This is a genomic window from Oryzomonas japonica (assembly GCF_008802365.1).
Lineage (GTDB): Bacteria > Desulfobacterota > Desulfuromonadia > Geobacterales > Pseudopelobacteraceae > Oryzomonas > Oryzomonas japonica.
In genome coordinates this window covers 194,491-209,344 of sequence record NZ_VZQZ01000008.1, presented here as the reverse complement: position 1 = coordinate 209,344, position 14,854 = coordinate 194,491, and the positions used below count along the sequence as shown (strand labels likewise).

The 14,854-nt window shown below is 62.2% G+C and carries 15 protein-coding genes and 1 other RNA gene; 5 read left to right on the top strand and 11 right to left on the bottom strand.

The window, feature by feature from the left end:
- The 7 genes from dnaX to F6V25_RS13420 form a co-directional block, all read right to left on the bottom strand.
- Positions 1-1,285, bottom strand: a 1,285-nt coding sequence (gene dnaX / locus F6V25_RS13445) for a DNA polymerase III subunit gamma/tau (RefSeq protein ID WP_151129058.1), incomplete at its 3' end; no start/stop codon positions are given.
- A gap of 126 nt (positions 1,286-1,411) precedes the next feature.
- Positions 1,412-1,509: signal recognition particle sRNA small type (gene ffs, locus F6V25_RS13440), an RNA gene on the bottom strand.
- 158 nt (positions 1,510-1,667) lie between these two features.
- On the bottom strand, positions 1,668-2,132 hold the full coding sequence (locus tag F6V25_RS13435; protein ID WP_151129057.1) for a septal ring lytic transglycosylase RlpA family protein: 465 nt from the start codon (positions 2,130-2,132) through the stop codon (positions 1,668-1,670).
- Positions 2,133-2,223: 91 nt separating this feature from the next.
- Positions 2,224-3,105 (bottom strand): complex I NDUFA9 subunit family protein, encoded by an 882-nt coding sequence (locus F6V25_RS13430; RefSeq protein ID WP_151129056.1) that lies wholly within the window; start codon positions 3,103-3,105, stop codon positions 2,224-2,226.
- 114 nt (positions 3,106-3,219) lie between these two features.
- Positions 3,220-4,950, bottom strand: a complete 1,731-nt coding sequence (gene recD / locus F6V25_RS13425) for an exodeoxyribonuclease V subunit alpha (protein ID WP_151129055.1) — start codon at positions 4,948-4,950, stop codon at positions 3,220-3,222.
- Positions 4,947-5,084 carry a hypothetical protein gene (locus F6V25_RS17040; protein ID WP_191966194.1) on the bottom strand — a complete coding sequence of 46 codons (138 nt, stop codon included), beginning with the start codon at positions 5,082-5,084 and terminating at the stop codon, positions 4,947-4,949. Before F6V25_RS17040 ends, recD begins: the two co-directional genes overlap by 4 nt.
- Before the next feature lie 105 nt (positions 5,085-5,189).
- A complete protein-coding gene (locus F6V25_RS13420) occupies positions 5,190-5,639 on the bottom strand; it encodes a YqaA family protein (protein WP_151129054.1) in 450 nt (149 codons plus the stop codon).
- 120 nt (positions 5,640-5,759) lie between these two features.
- Between F6V25_RS13420 and F6V25_RS13415 the strand changes: the two genes are divergently transcribed.
- The 4 genes from F6V25_RS13415 (at position 5,760) to F6V25_RS17030 (ending at position 9,267) form a co-directional block, all read left to right on the top strand.
- Positions 5,760-6,794 (top strand): helix-turn-helix transcriptional regulator, encoded by a 1,035-nt coding sequence (locus F6V25_RS13415; RefSeq protein WP_151129053.1) that lies wholly within the window; start codon positions 5,760-5,762, stop codon positions 6,792-6,794.
- Between the two features lie 179 nt (positions 6,795-6,973).
- Positions 6,974-8,119: a class I SAM-dependent methyltransferase gene (locus tag F6V25_RS13410; protein WP_151129052.1), complete on the top strand. Its 1,146-nt coding sequence runs from the start codon at positions 6,974-6,976 to the stop codon at positions 8,117-8,119.
- Entirely contained in the window at positions 8,120-8,770 is a 651-nt protein-coding gene (locus tag F6V25_RS17035) for an HAD family hydrolase (RefSeq protein ID WP_191966193.1), read from the top strand.
- 41 nt (positions 8,771-8,811) lie between these two features.
- Entirely contained in the window at positions 8,812-9,267 is a 456-nt protein-coding gene (locus F6V25_RS17030) for a ferritin family protein (RefSeq protein ID WP_191966192.1), read from the top strand.
- Positions 9,268-9,312: 45 nt separating this feature from the next.
- Here the strand turns inward: F6V25_RS17030 and F6V25_RS13400 are convergent, their stop codons facing one another.
- The 4 genes from F6V25_RS13400 to F6V25_RS13385 all read right to left on the bottom strand — a co-directional run bounded on the left by F6V25_RS13400 (position 9,313) and on the right by F6V25_RS13385 (position 14,050).
- Positions 9,313-10,905 (bottom strand): methyl-accepting chemotaxis protein, encoded by a 1,593-nt coding sequence (locus F6V25_RS13400; protein WP_151129051.1) that lies wholly within the window; start codon positions 10,903-10,905, stop codon positions 9,313-9,315.
- Positions 10,906-11,186: 281 nt separating this feature from the next.
- Entirely contained in the window at positions 11,187-12,143 is a 957-nt protein-coding gene (locus tag F6V25_RS13395) for an RluA family pseudouridine synthase (protein WP_151129050.1), read from the bottom strand.
- 94 nt (positions 12,144-12,237) lie between these two features.
- Positions 12,238-12,501 (bottom strand): hypothetical protein, encoded by a 264-nt coding sequence (locus tag F6V25_RS13390; protein WP_149307647.1) that lies wholly within the window; start codon positions 12,499-12,501, stop codon positions 12,238-12,240.
- A gap of 106 nt (positions 12,502-12,607) precedes the next feature.
- Positions 12,608-14,050, bottom strand: a complete 1,443-nt coding sequence (locus tag F6V25_RS13385; RefSeq protein WP_151129049.1) for a DegQ family serine endoprotease — start codon at positions 14,048-14,050, stop codon at positions 12,608-12,610.
- 192 nt (positions 14,051-14,242) lie between these two features.
- Between F6V25_RS13385 and F6V25_RS13380 the strand changes: the two genes are divergently transcribed.
- A complete protein-coding gene (locus tag F6V25_RS13380) occupies positions 14,243-14,845 on the top strand; it encodes a helix-turn-helix domain-containing protein (protein ID WP_151129048.1) in 603 nt (200 codons plus the stop codon).
- Positions 14,846-14,854 lie beyond the last annotated feature (9 nt).

Genomic DNA, 14,854 nt, shown 5'->3' with positions numbered 1-14,854 from the left:
CCGGCGGCTGTTGGGCGGCGCCGGCCGGTTGCGGCGCCGGCTCGTCACGGGGCGGCGCCGGGCGGTGCGCCGGTGCAGCGGCGGCGGTGGCCGCTGGAGCGGCCGGCCGGCCGGCGTCCCAGGGGAGCGCAGGGGTATGGACCGCTCCGGTTTCAAGTCCCTTGATCTTCTCCAACAACTCCTGGATCGGGATGACCGGCACGAGGGTGGCCGCCTTGAGCAGCGCGATCTCCAGGATCAGGCGGGGGAAGGTGGCGTACGCCATCTCCGTTTCCGCCTTTAAGAGGAGGGTCAGGCGGCGCTGGATCTCCTGGGCGGAAAAGCCCCCCGCCTGACGGCGCAGCTCTTCCAGCTCCGCCTCGGCAAGGTCGAGGATCTCCTCGGGGCTCTTCACCGAGCGGATCACCAGGAGATTGCGGAAGTGGTCGATCAACTCCTGGCAGAACTGGCGCATATTGTAACCGACCCCATCTACCCGTTTCACGCCGGCCAGCACCCCCTGGGTGTCGCCGGCAAAGACCGCAGCGGAAATCTCGGCCAGCAGGCGGCGATCCACGGCCCCGATCATGGTGGCCACGTCCTCGTCGCTCACGCTGTTGCCGCAGAAGGCCAGCACCTGATCGAAAACCGACAGGGAGTCGCGCATGCTGCCGTCGCCTTTGCGGGCGATCATGGCCAGGGCGGCATCGCTGATGGAGATGCCTTCCTCGCCGGCGATGAAGCGCAGACGCTCGATCAGCTTCGGCAGAAGGATGCGTTTGAAATCGAAACGCTGGCAGCGGGAGAGGATGGTGACCGGGACCTTATGGGGCTCGGTGGTGGCAAAGATGAACTTTACATGGGCCGGCGGCTCCTCCAGGGTCTTCAGCAGGGCGTTGAAGGCGCTGGTGGAGAGCATGTGGACTTCGTCGATGATGAATATCTTGTACCGGCTATGGGAGGGGAGATACTTGATGTTGTCGCGCAGGTCGCGCACATCGTCCACGCCCGTATTGGAGGCGCCGTCGATCTCGAAGACGTCGGTGGAGGTGCCGTCGGTGATCTCCTTGCAGATCGGGCAGGCGTTGCACGGCTCGGTGGTCAGCCCCTGCTCGCAGTTGAGCGCCTTGGCCAGGATGCGGGCCGAGCTGGTCTTGCCGACGCCCCGGGCGCCGGTGAACAGGAAGGCATGGGCTACCCGACCGGTATCGATGGCGTTTTGCAGCGTACGGCTGACATGCTCCTGGCCGGTCAGCTCTGAGAAGGTCTGGGGGCGATATTTACGGGCGAGAACAACGTAGGACAAAGGGGCGTTACCTCACAAGGGCTGCGTTCGGAGGTCGTGAAACCGCGTGCAGTGCCGGCGGGACAGCTCTCACTGCAAGCCGATCAAGGGATGCAACGCCTTCACAACCTGCTTGCAGGCGGATATGATAGCCGGGCTTACCCACGGCACACGGGGAAGCCGCTGCCGTTGCTTCCTTCCGGACCTGGCGGAGTTCACGGCGTACCGTTGCGTGGGGCCCGGCTATCATATCCGCCTGCAAACGAGGAGCTGCAGAACGCGGCGTTTTCCAGCTATAAAAGGAGTATCAGCGTACCATGTCGCCACGGCTTTGTCAAAACGATTTCATCGACCCGGCAGCCTGCGGAAGAGTGCAACAATGGTGGAAATGGGGATGTTGGCGTTAGGTGGGCTTTTCCAGTTTTTCCTGCAACAGGGGGATGATCACGACCTTGATCCTGCCCTTGCCCCACAAACCGATCTTCTTGGCCGCCGCGCGGGACAGGTCGATGAAGTGGAAGGCCTTTCTGGCGCAACGGTCGGTGATCGTAACATGCACCTCCTGGTGGGTGGCCGGGTTGACGACCCGCACCACGGTGCCAAGGGGCAGGCTTTCATGGGCAGCGGTCAGCTTGTCGGGGTGATAGCGGTGCCCCGACGTGGTCCTGCGTCCCTCGAAGCGTTTGGCGTAGTAGGAGGCGAACCCTTCCATCGGCTCCAGCGGGCTGCTCTTCAGGATGAGCCCCTCGAGCACCTCCTCCAGCTTGGCCGGCTCCGCCCCGGCGGCGACGGCAGGCGTGGCAACGGCACACGTCAGCAGCAGCGCGATCCCGGCGGCAAGTATATATATGGTTGGGCGTCCTGTCATAGTGAATTCTCCGTACGTTGTTTTATACAATAAAACAATCGCCGTGTCAAGCCCAGGGCAAAACCGCTGTTTACCGCTCTTCCGAGGGGGACTATGTGGTGAGATATTCGCCGATCCCCTCCTTGAACCCCTTGGGCTCGAAGCCAAAGGTCTGCTTCCAGCGGCCGTCGCAGATATTCTCCTCCACCAGCATCTGCAACTGGTCCATGGTGATGGGGAATTGGGGAATGCCCTGCAGGGCCGGAATGGCCAGCTTCATCAACCCCAGGGGGAGGCGGGGCTTGAACGGCGCCGGTTTGCCCAGGGCAGCGGCAACCGCATCCAGCAGGTCCACATACCTCAGGCGGTCGTTGCCGCACAACTCATAACACTGGCCGATGGTCGCGGGCATCTCCAGGGCCAGGGCGAAGCAGCGGGCCACGTCGTCGGCATGGATCGGCTGGAGACGATACGCCCCGCTGCCGATGACCGGCGCCACCGGCGCCAGGCGCATCTGGCGGGCAAGCATGCCGACGAAGGCGTCCTTTGGCCCGAAGATCAGGGAGGGGCGCAGGATGGTCCAGTCGAGGCCGCTGTTACGCACCAACTCCTCGGCCCGGAACTTGGTCCTGTGGTACGATGAGACGGCATTCGGCCTCGTCCCCAGGGCCGACATCTGCACATAGCGCCGGATGCCGGCCTGTTTGGCTACGGCCAGCATGTTGGCCGTAGCCTGCACGTGCAGCCGTTCGAAGGTCACCCCCCTGCCGGGGAACTCACGGATGATGCCCACCAGATTCATCACGGCGTCGCACCCGGCAACGGCTTGCCCAAAGCCCTCCGGACGGGTAACGTCCCCCTCCACCTGTTCTACCCCCTCTGGGGGCGCGCCGCGCCGATGTACCAGCAGGCGCAGTTGGTGCCCCTGCCGGAGCAGTTCACGGGATACATGTTCACCGACAAAACCGGTTCCACCTGCGATGAATATCCTCATGGCGCCCTCCCGAGCCCCGCGCCGGTCCGTCCAATCAGAGGACGGCCTACGCGGGATGATACCAAGCGGCCAGCATAGCGGCACGGCCGTGCCGCCCGACAGCCGCGCAAACCGTTACCGGGGCCGGCTTTCGCCCCACAACCGTTCCCGAAGTCCCGAACTCCTGACGGTACGCCGCTCCACCGTGCGGAGAAAGACCTCTTCGGTTCCCCAGATCTCCACATGGGACCTGGCCCGCGTAACCGCGGTATAGAGCAGCTCGCGGCTCAGTGCTTCCGAAACACGCTCCGGCAGGATCAGGAGCACCCTGTCGAACTCCGAGCCCTGGCTCTTGTGGACGGTCAGGGCGAACGCGCTTTCATGGGGCGGCAGACGCAGGGGAGAAAGACGGCGGAGCGTCCCGTCCGGGTCATTGAACCAGGCGGCCAAACCGCCGGAAGCCGGGTCGTCCATCATGACGCCGGTGTCGCCATTGAACAGCCCCAACTCATAATTGTTGCCCGTGACCATGACCGGCATCAGGCGGTCATCCCGGCCATGCAGCCCCAACGCATCCCTGCAGAGCCGGTTCAGGCTTTCCACCCCCCAGGCCCCTTCACGGTGGGGGGCGAGGACCCGGAAGCGGTCCAGTTCGTCCAGAGCCGCCCCGGGGGTCGCGGCGCGGCTGTAGGCGGCGTAGCCGAACTGTACGCGTTCTCTGAAGGCCTGGCCGAAGGCGGGGCCGGCGGGCAGGGGACGCCAGACCACATCGCTGTACTTCCCGGACACGAGCAGGTCCAGGGCCGCCGCGCCGTCACCGGCATTGACCAGGCGGCTCAGGTTGCCGATGCCGCTGTCGCGGCCGAAACGGTAACTTCTGGACAACTGGACCACCGCGGGACGGTCCGGCTCCCCGACGCCAGAAGCGGCCGACCCCGAACAGATGTCGGCCAGCACGGCGCCGGCTTCCACCGAGGCGAGCTGATCCCGGTCGCCCAACAGGACCAGACGGGCGCTGTCGGGTAACGCCTCCAGTAACCGGGCCATGAGCGGCAGATCGACCATGGAGGCTTCGTCCACCACCAACACGGAGCACTCCAGGCGGTTTTCGCGGTTGTGGCGATAGGAGGCCTTTCCCGGCACGGCGCCCAGCAGGCGATGGATGGTGACCACCTCCGTCGGCAGCATCTGCCGAAGGCTCTCAGGGAGCGGCAGTTGCTCCGTTGCCTGCATGATGGAGCGCTTCAGGCGCATGGCGGCCTTGCCGGTGGGGGTCGCCAGGACGATGCGCAGCGGTTCGTGGGCCAGTTCGGCGACCAGGGCCAGAATCCGGGCCACGGTGGCGGTCTTGCCGGTGCCGGGGCCGCCTGATACCACGGCGACCCCCCGGGTCAGGGCCAACCGGGCGGCTTCCCGCTGCTGATCGGGCTCACCGTCGCTTGCGGAGGGAAAATAGCGTTCCAGGGCGTCAGACAGGAACCTGTCGTCCACCGTTTGCGCCACGCTGCGCAGCAGGATGCCATCGGCCACCTGGCATTCGTAATCCAAACTGCGGTGCAGATAGAGGCGGCCGCCATCCAGCACCAAGGGTGCATAGTCGCCCGCCCGGCCGACCGTCACGCACGATTCGAGCGCCTCCAGCCAGTGGGAGGGATCAGATATCCGCCATTGACGGTCCGAAGCGTGCTGCGACACGATCTCGGTTCCGCGTAACGCAGTCGGGTCGAGGCAGATGTGCCCCCGACAGGTTGCGTTGCTCACCAGGGCCGCCGCCAGCCAGAGCTCTTCGCAGGGATGGGGGTCGATGCGGTGGATAAAATCGGCAAAATGCCGGTCCAGGCTGCTCAGTTGAAGGCTTTCGGTCATGGGGGCGCTTGTCCCTTGTCGTGTTTCCCGAAGGAATTTTCATACACCGTGCCGTTGAAAACGGTCAGACGGCTCTTGCGGGTGCGCATGCCGATATACATGGCTTTGTCGGCATTGGCCATGACCGTGCGCACGTCGCCGCCATAAACGGGCGTAGATATCGGAACCGCGGACCGAGAAGGTCATCATGGCGGCCACGATGATCCCCGGAAAGGCCATGAGGTCCCCAGGAGTTCCCGTCAGCCGGCTATCCGCAAGGTTATCCAGGCGGTCACAGCGTAGCGCAGCAGTTTCCCCGACGCCACCAGGACCGAAAAGAGCCCGAAGTTGATGCGCATCATCCCCCCCACCATGCAGAGCGGATCACCGATCACCGGCAACCAAGAGAAGAGCAGGGAAAAGGCACCGTACCGGCGGTAGCGGCTGCGGGCGCGTTCCTCCTGCTCCTGCGAGATGCGCAGGACCTTTTCGATCAGCCAGCGTCCGCCGTACATGCCGATCAGCCAGGTCGTCACCGCCCCCAGGTAGTTGCCGGCAGTGGCCGTTGCCACCGTCGTCAGCGGCTCGTACCCCTTGACGAGCATCAGCACCAGCAGCCACTCCGAACCCAACGGCACCAGGGTCGAGGCCAGGAAGCTCAGGGCGAAAAGAGCCGTGTACCCCGGCTGATTGAGCCAATCGCGCACCATGACAGTATATGTCAGAAATGTATTGTCAAAATGGCTCAATCGTTTACAATATTCTCCCGTTCCGGTACCGTATCCGTGATCACATTGTAGCGATAATTCAGAATTCGGCAAGGGGGAAGCATGCAGAAAGGAAAACCGGCCAAAAAGTATTCCCAGGCGGGCCGACTGCACAGCATTATCCGGCTGTTTGAGGCCCGGCGGGGCATGACCCTGGATGACCTGGCGGAGGAGTGCGACGTTGATCGGCGTACCATTCACCGCGATCTGAACGCCGTGGAGGAGGCCGGCTACACCCTCACCTCCGAGTGGCAGGACGGGAAAAAGGTCTACAGCTTTCTGACCAAATCCCGCAACATCCCCCCCATCACCTTCACCCTCCCCCAGTTGATGTCCCTCTACCTGCTGCGCTCCCTGGGCGTCTACCTGGCAGGCACCCCCTTCCAGGCTGAGATCGAGGAGTTGTTCCGCATCATTACCTCGGTCCTGCCCGACCGCTACGCGGCCCACCTGGAACGGATCGCGCGGGTCTCCCTGCCGATCCTCCACGGAGCCCGGGACTACTCCGCCGCGGCCGGTTATTTCGAGGGGTTGCAACGCGCCCTGCTGCACCAGTACCGGGTCCGCTTGAGCTATGCCAAAAAGGGGCGGGACGAACATGAGGAGTACGAAACCGACCCCTATACCCTGGTCTTCCACAAGGGGGGCATCTACCTGCTGGGGTATGCCCACAACCGCAAGGCCATGCGCCTGTTCGCCCTGGAGCGGATTCGCGGGATCGAGGTAACCCGGCAACGGTTCGAGATCCCCGAGGGGTATCAGCCTGAAGCCCATTTCAAAAGCGCCTTCGGCCTGGTCAGCGATACCCCCATGAAGGTCAGGGTACGCTTCTCGCCGGATGTCGCCCATGCCGTAAAGGAGCGCATCTGGATGCCGGACCAAAAGATGAGGACCGACAAGGAGGGCCGGCTGACGCTCGAGTTCGAGGCCGCCGGGGAGATGGAACTGGTATCCTGGATACTCTCCTACGGCATGCACGCCGAGGTGCTCGACCCGCCCGAGTTGCGGCGGGAGGTAAAACGCCAGGTGCGCGAGATGCGCCAGTACTATCGCAGCAAGGAGAAAAAACCCGAGAAGGCCGACAAACGGCCTGTTTGACTTTGCCTGTTGCGTGAATTATAACCTAGATGGCTTTTATTGCTCCTGTGGTTAAACATTCAAACCCCGCATGTAGGGGCGCTGCTTGTGGCGCCCCGATTGGGCGAAGCAAGCGCCGCCCCTACAATTCAGATAGTTAGCCGCCGAAACAATAATTTTGAGGCATAAGGCCGGAACCGATGACGGACGACACCCAGCTTCACGACATACTGATCAAACGTATCGCAGCGGCGGGAAGGATCACCTTTGCCTCCTTCATGGAGGCCTGCCTGTACGAACCGGGGCTGGGGTATTACACCTCGCCGGGACGCAAGGTGGGCGCAGAGGGTGACTTCTACACCAGTATCTCGGTGCATGCCGCCTTCGGCCGGGTCATCGCCCGGGAGACCGCCCAGATGTGGCACTGCCTCGGCTCGCCCGCCACGTTCACCCTGGTGGAGTGCGGCGCCGGCAACGGCCGCCTGGCGTGCGACATCATGGACTATCTGGCCGAGCGGAAGCCGGAGATGTACGCCGGCCTGGACCTGGTGCTGGTGGAGCGGGAGCCTTCCCTGCAGGCCGCCCAGGCCGAGCTTCTGGCCCGCCACCGGGAGCGGCTTCGTTGGCTCCCGCCAGAGATCTTCGGGACGGACGGTTTCAGCTTCAGCGGTTGTCTCTACTCCAACGAACTGATCGACGCCCTGCCGGTGCACCGGGTGGTGATGACACCAGAGGGGTTGCGGGAGATCTACGTTACCCTCAGGGACGACGGATTCGCCGAAGAGATGGGAGCACTGTCCACGCCCGCCATCGCCGCCTATCTGGAACGCATCAAGGTAACGCTCCTGCCCGGCCAACAGGCCGAGGTCAACCTGGCCGCCCCGGAGTGGCTGGCCGCGGCCGCCCGGTCGTTGCAGCGCGGTTTCGTCCTGACCATCGACTACGGCTACCCGGCGGAGGAGCTCTATGCGCCCCAGCGCAAGCAGGGGACACTCCTCTGCTATTATCGCCACCAGGTGGAGGATGATCCCTATATCCGCCTGGGACGCCAGGATATCACCTCCCACGTGGACTTCACCAGCCTGATGCGCCGGGGAGAGGAATTGGGGCTGGAACCGGTCTGGTTCGGCGAACAGTGCCGTTTCCTGCTCTCGGCCGGCATCGTGGAGGAGATCGAGGAGTCCGAACGCTCGACGGCGTCCGAAAAGGAGAAGCTCAAGGTGCGATTGGCCTTGAAGAAGCTGATCATGCCCGAGGGGGGCATGGGCGATACCTTCCGGGTCCTGATCCAGGCCAGAGGGGTCGAGAGTCCCCGCCTGCTCTGCCAGCGCCGGATAGGGGGCTGAATGCCGGAATGCTCCCTTTCCGCCATCCGCGGCATCATCTTCGATCTGGACGGCACCCTGTATGTGTCGGACCCGTTTGCGGCGACCATCCAGGATGCGGCTATCGGCTATATTGCATCCCTCAAGGGGGTTAGCGACGACGAGGCCCACTCGCTCATGGCCGCCACCCGCTCATGGCTTTCCGAGGTACATGACATTACCCCGACCCTCTCGGCGGTCTGCACCGAATTGGGCGGCAGCATCAGGGACCTGCACGCGCTTTTCGAGACCCGGCTGCGGCCCGAAGCCTATCTGGTGCGGGATGAACGGGTCATCGCCCTATTGGAACGCCTGTCCCGGCGTTTTGAACTCGCACTCTTTACCAACAACAACCGCGCCCTGACGGCTCGCATCACCGGATACCTGGGGCTGAACGGCTTTTTCCGGCAGGTCTTCGCCATTGACGACCAATGGCTCGCCAAACCGCACGAAATGATACTGGACCACGTGCTGAACCGGCTCGGCCTGGCTCCCGCCGAGGCGCTTTTCGTCGGAGACCGCTACGATGTGGACCTGCGGCTGCCCGAGCAGCGGGGCTGCCCGGTCTATCTCAGCCAGAACATCGAACAACTACTGCGGCTGGAGGAATTGCTGTACCGCCCCTCCCCTTGAGGGGATGCCCGCGAACACACGACGACAAAGGAGGCAAACTCATGACCCAAAGCAAGGAGATGCTCGACGCCATCATGCGCGCCATCGAGCTTGAAAAAGAGACCTTCGACCTGTACGTGAAGGCCGAACACAAGACCTTCAACCCTGCCGGAAAGCGTATCTTCAAGTGGTTGGCCAAAACCGAGGAAGAGCACTACATGAAGCTGACCGAGCTGTACCACTCCCTGCACGAGGGCGGCCGCTGGGTATTTTACGGCGGCTCCAGCTTCGAGCTCGAGCCGACCGGCAGCGATGAGCAGCAGGTCAGTTTCGACACCGACGACACCGAGGCCCTGAAGATCGCCCAGAAAATCGAGAAGCGCGGCATGGTCTATTATGAGGAACTGATCGCCAAGACCGGCGACCCGGACGGCAGGGCGATGCTGGAGACCCTCAGAAACGAGGAGGTGGAGCACTTGCGGGTGATCACCGAAAAGCTGGACGGATTGAAAGGATGACCGACAAAAAGGCCCGCTTTTAGCGGGCCTTTTTGCTACACACGTCTATGCAAGGCGGAATCTTCTTACCTCTTCCTGCAGTGTTGCAGCCAGGCGGGCGAGATCGGAGGCTGCCTGGGCCGACTCCTGGGCGCCATGGGCGGTGTCATCCACCACCTGACTCATTTGCTGGATATTGCTGGTGATCTCGTGGGTAGTGGCCGTCTGTTGTTCCGCCGCCGTGGCAATCTGATTGACCTCCATGGCGACCTCGCTGACCTTGCCGAGAATATCCAGCAAGGCCTGACCGGAACGTCCCGCTCCCTCACTTCCCCGCTCGACCTCATGCACTCCCTCTTCCATTATGGCCACGGCACCCCGGGTTTCCGCCTGGATGGCCTTGATCATCTCCCCGATCTCACGGGTGGCCTTGGTGGTGCGTTCGGCAAGCGCCCGCACCTCGTCGGCCACAACCGCAAAACCGCGCCCCTGCTCCCCGGCGCGAGCGGCCTCGATAGCGGCATTCAGCGCCAGTAGATTGGTCTGATCGGCGATATCCTCGATAGTACTGACGATTGCACCTATCTGATCGGAACGTTTCCCCAGCGCCTCCACCGTGCGTGCCGACTCGGAGACCTTGTCGCTGATACGACTCATGCCGGTGATGGTCGACTCGACGACCTCGGCGCCATCACGCGCAGAGTCGCTCGCCTGGCGGGCGCCATCCGCCACGCGCCCGCAGTTTTGGGCAATCTCGCCGCTGGTGGCGGCCATCTCCTCGCTGGCGGTCGCCACGGCATTGGCCTGCGCTGCAACCTCTTCGGCGCCCGTGGCGATCCGCACCGAACTTGCCGAGAGCTGGGACGAGGCGGCGGAAACCTGTAGGGCGCTCTCGTTCATAGACTGGATGATCCTGCGCAGACTGTCGAGCATGGCGTTCAACCGGATACCCATCTGGCCGAACTCGTCTCGATTTTCCACATTTACCTGTACCGTAAGGTCGTTATCGGCAACACGGTCTATGGCTGCCGAAAAATCGGCGATGCTCTTCCTGATCCCCCGGCCCAGCAACGTGCTGAATACCAGCAGCACAACGGCAGCGCCAAACGCACACGCCATCTGTACATAAACCCGCTGTTGCGCCCGCGCTCGAACCGTCTCACGCGTCGTCTCCATGGCCTTTTTATTGGTTTCCGCCAAAGTGACCAGCGCCTTTCGCACCTCCATGTCGAAGCCATGTCCCAACTGGGTGTCAACCTCGGTGGCATTGGTGTTGGCCTCCCGGAGGCCGACCAGCTTATCCATGCTGGCCCGGTAGCCGGCAAGAAGCTGGAGCGCCTGCTCCGCCGCCTTTCGGTCATCTTCATCCGAAAGCTTGATAAACTCCTTGAGGTTGTCCTCGATGGCCCCGGTTTCCTTCCGAAATTCCCCCACATGCTTGGCGTTGCCGCGGATCAGATAGTTTTTGTACGCCCGCATCGCCATACCCATGCGGTCCAACGAATCCGTGGAGAGCTGGACTTGGCGATAATCGCTGCGAAACATCTCATCGTAGCTTCCCTCTATGAAACCGGCCGTTGACCAGGAAAGCGCCGCGACAAAAACCAGTACCGCCAAACTGCCAACCATGAGAAACAAAAGTTTTTTTGCTACCGTCATGAAATCCTCCTGATATTCGCCACGTATGCGTGGCACAATTTAATCCGGCCGGGGCGTTCCCATAATAAAAATATGCCGAATGGCCGAATACGGCATCCGAACGGTCTATTTTCAGGCATGAATGGTTGTCGCCGTTTTTCAGGGAAAGGGGCACCCCGGGGCGGAAAGGCCCGGGAACAACGGTGGGGGATACAAGGACACAGCCGTGCGTCACAGAAAACGGCGTCACGCGGAACCGACAGAATGGGGATGCGGGCCCGCCTCCCAGAAGGGAGCGGCCTTTAGGCGATACTCTTCCGGAGATAGTCGATCACGGCCGCCATGTCCTCGGGCGGTTCGGTGGTAAACTCCAGAAACTCGCCCGTGACGGGATGGATGAACCCCAGCGTGTGGGCGTGCAGCGCCTGCCGTCCCAAGGCCGTGATCAATTTGCGGAGTTGCGTATCGGCGAGGTTGTTGAAGCGTCCGCCGTCGGGGTACAGCGGATCCCCCAGGAGGGGAAAGCCGGCCTCGGAGAGGTGCACCCTGATCTGGTGGGTGCGTCCGGTCTCCAGGCGCAACTCCACCAGGGACACGCGGGCGTAACGCTCTTTCACCCGCCAGCGCGTTACCGCATGCCTGCCGCTCTTGGCCTTGCCCGACAGACGTACCCGCTCGGTGGGATGGCGGCCGATAATCCCTTCGATCTTGCCCGTATCTTCCTTTGGGCTCCCGTAGATCAGGGCCTGGTAGATGCGCTTGACGGAATGCACGCTGAACTGGTTCGACAGCGACTGGTGGGCGCGGTCGTTCTTGGCCGCCACCAGCACCCCCGAGGTATCCTTGTCCAGACGATGGACGATGCCGGGGCGCAGTTCGCCGCCGATGCCCGACAGGTCGCGGCAATGGGCCAGCAGGGCGTTTACCAGGGTCCCGGAGCTGTTGCCCGCCCCCGGATGCACCACCATCCCTGCCGCCTTGTTGATGACGATCAGGTCGGCATCCTCATAGAGCACCTCCAGCGGGATTGCCTCGGGCTGCGGCTCGGCGGGCTGGGGCGGCGGTATCTCCACCTGAATGCGCTCCCCTCCCTTGATTTTCAGGGATGCACGAGCCGTCTTGCCGTCAACCAGCACATTGCCCGCCTCGATCAGGCGCTGGACCGTGGAGCGAGTTTCCCCTCCTAACTCCCGGCAGATGTAGAGGTCGAGCCGCTGGGGCTCCGTGTCCGGCGGACAGATGAAAATCGTCTGGTTCATAAGCGTTTAAACTCCATGGGTATCAAAAAAGCAGAGGCGCATCCCCTGTGCAGGGGAGCGCCTCCGGAAAAGAACCGCTGCCGTGGCCGCGAGCCTACCAGATGTTCGACTCGATCTTACCGGCCCGCTTGATGAGCACGTCCACCACGGCAATGTCGAAGATACCCTCGGGGCCGACTTCGGGGGACACCCGGGAAAAGAAATGTTGACGTCCCTCTTCCAACTCTTCCCGGAGGACATCGAAGATATTGTCGTTCTTGATGCCGCTCTCCACCTTTTCGGTGTTGTACATGGCCACATCGGAGATGATGGCCCGCGCCAGCCGTTTGGCCTGGTCGGGATTCTCAATCATGTTCATGAGCGCTTTTTCCCCGTCTGTCGAAATTTATATGCCCATACTCGCACAAATTTGAACAAAACTCCAGAAACAAGGCAGCAACATCTCGATGAGTATACCAGCAGCGCTACCTGGGACGCAAGGCAAAGTAGATGTTGGCGTCGCCGCGCCGCACCAGGAGGGTCAGGGTGCTCCCCGGACGCACCTGCCGGATGGCGCGTTGGTAGTCGGCGCTGCCGGTAACCCTCATCCGGTTGACGGAGATGATCACGTCGCCGCGCCGCATGCCGGCCTCGGCGGCCGTGCCGCCCCGGGCCACGTCGACGACCACCGCGCCGTCACCTTCCTCGGAGTCGTCCACCGTAAGGCCGAGCTGGTCGCCCCGCCCCTGGGGCTCGCTGCCCGCTCCGCGGCGCTGTTTCGACGCCATGTCGGAACTGGTCAGGGTCATGGTCAGTTCCAGCGGCTTGCCATCCCGGAAAACCGTTACCTTGACCGGCTTGCCGATCCCGGCCTCGCCCACCAGGCGCTGCAGGTGCGACGGGTCCTTCACGCCGGTGCCGTTAAAGGCGATGATCACATCCCCCTGGCGAACGCCCGCCTTCTCCGCCGGGCTCCCCTTCATGATGTCGTTGATCAGGGCCCCCTTGGTCTGCTTCAGGCCGAAGGACTTGGCCAATTCTTCGGTGACCGGCTGGATCGTCACCCCCATCCAGCCGCGGCTCACATTCCCCTTCTGGATGAGTTGGCTGAAGATCGGTTTGGCCATGTTCGCGGGGATGGCAAAACCGATGCCCTGTCCGGCGGCTACGATGGCGGTGTTGATACCGATGACCTCGCCGTAGATGTTGAGCAGGGGGCCGCCTGAATTGCCCGGGTTGATGGATGCGTCGGTCTGAATGAAGTTCTCGTAGGTTTCGATGCCCACGTTGGAGCGACCGGTAGCCGAGATGACGCCGACCGTCATGGTCCGGTCCAGACCGAAGGGGTTGCCGATGGCGATGGCCCACTGGCCGACCTCAAGCTTGTCCGAATCGCCCAGCACCGCGGTCGGCAGGTCGGTGGCGTTGATCTTGATCACGGCTATATCGGTCTTCTGGTCACCACCTACGACCTTCGCATCGTAGACTTTGTCGTTGGAGAGCTTGACCTGGACCGTCTCGGCATCGCGCACCACATGGTCATTGGTCACGATGTAGCCGTCCTTGCTGATGATGAACCCCGATCCGAGGCTCTTGTCGCGGCGGTACTGGGGTTGCCCGTCCCCTCCGAAAAAGTCCTCGAAAAAGGGCGACATTTCAAAGAACGGCTGCACCATCTTCTTCTTGCTGATGGTGGATATGTTGACGACACAGGGGGTAACCTTCTTGGCCACCGTGCTGAAGGCCTTCTGGGTGGAGAGGATGTCGGAGGGGACATCCTTGACCGGCGCCTCCGCCTCGCCCGCCTTGCGTTTCGATTCGAGAAACAGGGGTGAATCGCTCTTGCCGCTGCAGGCCGCCAGGCCGCCGAGCAGCAGTGCGCAGATGACGGCGAACAGCAGTACATGGGAATAGGTTTTAAATTTCATAGGGTTCTCGTATGCACTCCCCTCATTGGATTGAGGCAAAACTATTGACTAAGTATAAGTCGGATGTCAACGGAATTCAAGGGCGGCAGACTGGAACCGCCGCACGTTCTACCTGATATAATAATGTTATTGTAAACAATATCCATTTTGTGTAAAAATAATTTCATACACCCGAAACATTCGGAGGGGCACATGACCGACATCAAGGCGCAGATCAAAGAATTCCGCATCGGCCAGAAGATCAGGGGGCTCCGTCAGCAGAAGCGGTTGACCCTCCAGGAACTGTCCGACCTGACAACCCTTTCCAAGCCGCTGCTGTCCCAGATTGAGAACGAGCAGGTCGTTCCCCCTCTGGCAACGCTGCTCAAGATCGCCAAGGGGTTGAAGGTCGGCATCCATTTTTTCTTCGAGGACGAGAGCAACCGGCAGAGATACGTCATGACCAAACGGGAGGCGCTCCCGGAGTTCGAAACGGTTCAGCGGCCGATCATCAACGATGTTTCACGCCCCTATGTCTACCATTCCCTGGCCCAGGGGATGCGCCACAAGCACATGGAACCGTTTTTGGTGGAGTTCGATACCTGTTCCTGGGATGAGCGGCTTTTCTTCAAGCACGAGGGGGATGAGGAGTTTCTCTACATCGTCGCCGGGGAACTGGATCTCCACTACAACAACGAGGTCATCCGCCTGCGCGCCGGCGACAGCATCTATTACGACTCCAGCCAGCCCCATGGCTGGGTTGCCGTGGGCGAAGAAAAGGCCAAGGCGGTGGCGGTGCTGTACACAAAGGATTGATGCGGGTGC

Coding starts and splice junctions, on each gene's coding strand:
- F6V25_RS13385 (WP_151129049.1), bottom strand. CDS start 14,050: ATGAAATTTAAAACCTATTCCCATGTACTGCTGTTCGCCGTCATCTGC.
- F6V25_RS13420 (WP_151129054.1), bottom strand. CDS start 5,639: ATGGTGCGCGATTGGCTCAATCAGCCGGGGTACACGGCTCTTTTCGCC.
- recD (WP_151129055.1), bottom strand. CDS start 4,950: ATGACCGAAAGCCTTCAACTGAGCAGCCTGGACCGGCATTTTGCCGAT.
- F6V25_RS13400 (WP_151129051.1), bottom strand. CDS start 10,905: ATGACGGTAGCAAAAAAACTTTTGTTTCTCATGGTTGGCAGTTTGGCG.
- F6V25_RS13430 (WP_151129056.1), bottom strand. CDS start 3,105: ATGAGGATATTCATCGCAGGTGGAACCGGTTTTGTCGGTGAACATGTA.
- F6V25_RS13410 (WP_151129052.1), top strand. CDS start 6,974: ATGACGGACGACACCCAGCTTCACGACATACTGATCAAACGTATCGCA.
- F6V25_RS17035 (WP_191966193.1), top strand. CDS start 8,120: ATGCCGGAATGCTCCCTTTCCGCCATCCGCGGCATCATCTTCGATCTG.
- F6V25_RS13415 (WP_151129053.1), top strand. CDS start 5,760: ATGCAGAAAGGAAAACCGGCCAAAAAGTATTCCCAGGCGGGCCGACTG.
- F6V25_RS13435 (WP_151129057.1), bottom strand. CDS start 2,132: ATGACAGGACGCCCAACCATATATATACTTGCCGCCGGGATCGCGCTG.
- F6V25_RS13395 (WP_151129050.1), bottom strand. CDS start 12,143: ATGAACCAGACGATTTTCATCTGTCCGCCGGACACGGAGCCCCAGCGG.
- F6V25_RS13380 (WP_151129048.1), top strand. CDS start 14,243: ATGACCGACATCAAGGCGCAGATCAAAGAATTCCGCATCGGCCAGAAG.
- F6V25_RS13390 (WP_149307647.1), bottom strand. CDS start 12,501: ATGAACATGATTGAGAATCCCGACCAGGCCAAACGGCTGGCGCGGGCC.
- F6V25_RS17030 (WP_191966192.1), top strand. CDS start 8,812: ATGACCCAAAGCAAGGAGATGCTCGACGCCATCATGCGCGCCATCGAG.